The sequence below is a fragment of the Mesorhizobium sp. M0185 genome (assembly GCF_040322175.1).
Classification (GTDB): domain Bacteria; phylum Pseudomonadota; class Alphaproteobacteria; order Rhizobiales; family Rhizobiaceae; genus Mesorhizobium.
On the sequence record NZ_JAMYSY010000118.1, the window covers coordinates 1 to 1387 of the forward strand.

General features: G+C 63.6%; 2 protein-coding genes. Both read right to left on the reverse strand.

The annotated features are described in order from the left end of the window. Positions 1-284: hypothetical protein (locus NKJ20_RS33975; RefSeq protein WP_352749951.1), on the reverse strand; the 284-nt coding region annotated here is incomplete at its 3' end. Then, positions 281-1384, reverse strand: coding sequence for an IS5 family transposase (locus NKJ20_RS33980; protein WP_352749953.1), 1104 nt, complete (start codon positions 1382-1384; stop codon positions 281-283). The genes NKJ20_RS33980 and NKJ20_RS33975, both read right to left, overlap by 4 nt. Positions 1385-1387: the final 3 nt, after the last annotated feature.

Consider the following 1387-nt stretch of genomic DNA (forward strand, 5'->3'; position numbering starts at 1 on the left):
TAGGCGAATGTGATCTCGATCGAGCCGTCGTCGAGCAATTCGGCATAGCCGTCGCCTGTGACTTCATCCATCTCGTCACACCCGGCCCATGTGAAGTGAACTATCGAGGGGCTGTAGCTCAGTTCGAGACCGGCTTGCAGGGCGCCAAAGGCGATCTCGCCGTTGTTGTCGGGTCCGATGGCGATGGTTGCGGGTCCACCGAGGTTCAGGTAACCGCGATCCCACAGATCGGCTTCGATGATCCGCCAGCGGCCGATCAGTTGGCAGCCTGCGGGCACGGTCATTTCGACGCCGCCAAGAGCTTGGGCAGCCGCACCAGATTGTAGGCGGCGGCCGCGAAGGTGAAGGCCCACCCAACGCGGTCGCGGCCGCGCAATTTGGTCTTCTCCTGCCCAGCGACGGTTTTGATCCAGCCGAACGCCTCTTCGATGCGCTTTCTGATGCGCTGGCTGACGGCATAGCCACCGTGGCGCGTGGTGCGGCGATCGATCGCCGAACGACGGCCGTTCGTGTTCTGCGCTACGTGGGGTGTCACCTTCATCGAGCGCAACTCGTTGACGAAGTCCTCTGCGTCATAGGCCTTGTCGGCACCGAGCGTGATCGCCCGCGGCCGGTCGGCACGAGGTTCGATCATGTGCAGGGCCGCCACCCGCTCGGCATGTCCGTCGGCCAGCGTCAGACAGGCTTCCACCAGCAGGCCGTGGCGGTTCTCCATCAACCCATGTCCCATGAAGCACAACCTGGCCTCCTTGCCCCGCCCTTTGCGGTAGAGCCTGGCGTCGGGGTCGGTAGTCGAGGTGTGCGTCTCGTTCGATCGCCTCTCGCCGTGGAAGTCCGCTTCCGCATTGCGTCCGCCGCCGTCTGCCGGCGGTTCGCCATGACCGCCGCTTGGGCCGCCCTTTGGCTTGACGCTCTTCATCGAAGCCCAGGCCTCGATCAGCGTGCCGTCGACCGAGAAGTGATCCGTGGACAGGAGCTTCTTGACTTTGGGTTGCGCCAGCACGGCCGCCAGGAACTTCGCCGCGATATCGCCCTCCAGCAGCCGGTCACGGTTTTTGGAGAACACCGAATGGTCCCAGGCTGCGTCGTCGACGCCGATGCCGACGAACCAGCGGAACAGGAGGTCGTATTCCAACCGTTCCATCAAAAGCCGCTCCGAGCGGATCGAATAGAACGCCTGCAAAAGCATCGCCCGCAGCAGCTTCTCCGGCGGGATAGATGGCCGTCCGATCGGCGAATATAGCGCCGCGAACTCACGCTCCAGCCTCGACAGGGCTTCAGTCACGATCGTCCTGATCGCCCGCAATGGATGATTGCGCCGAACCCGGACCTCAAGGTCCACGTAGCTGAAAAGTTCGCCAGTTCGATCGTCGCCGCCGCGCACTCG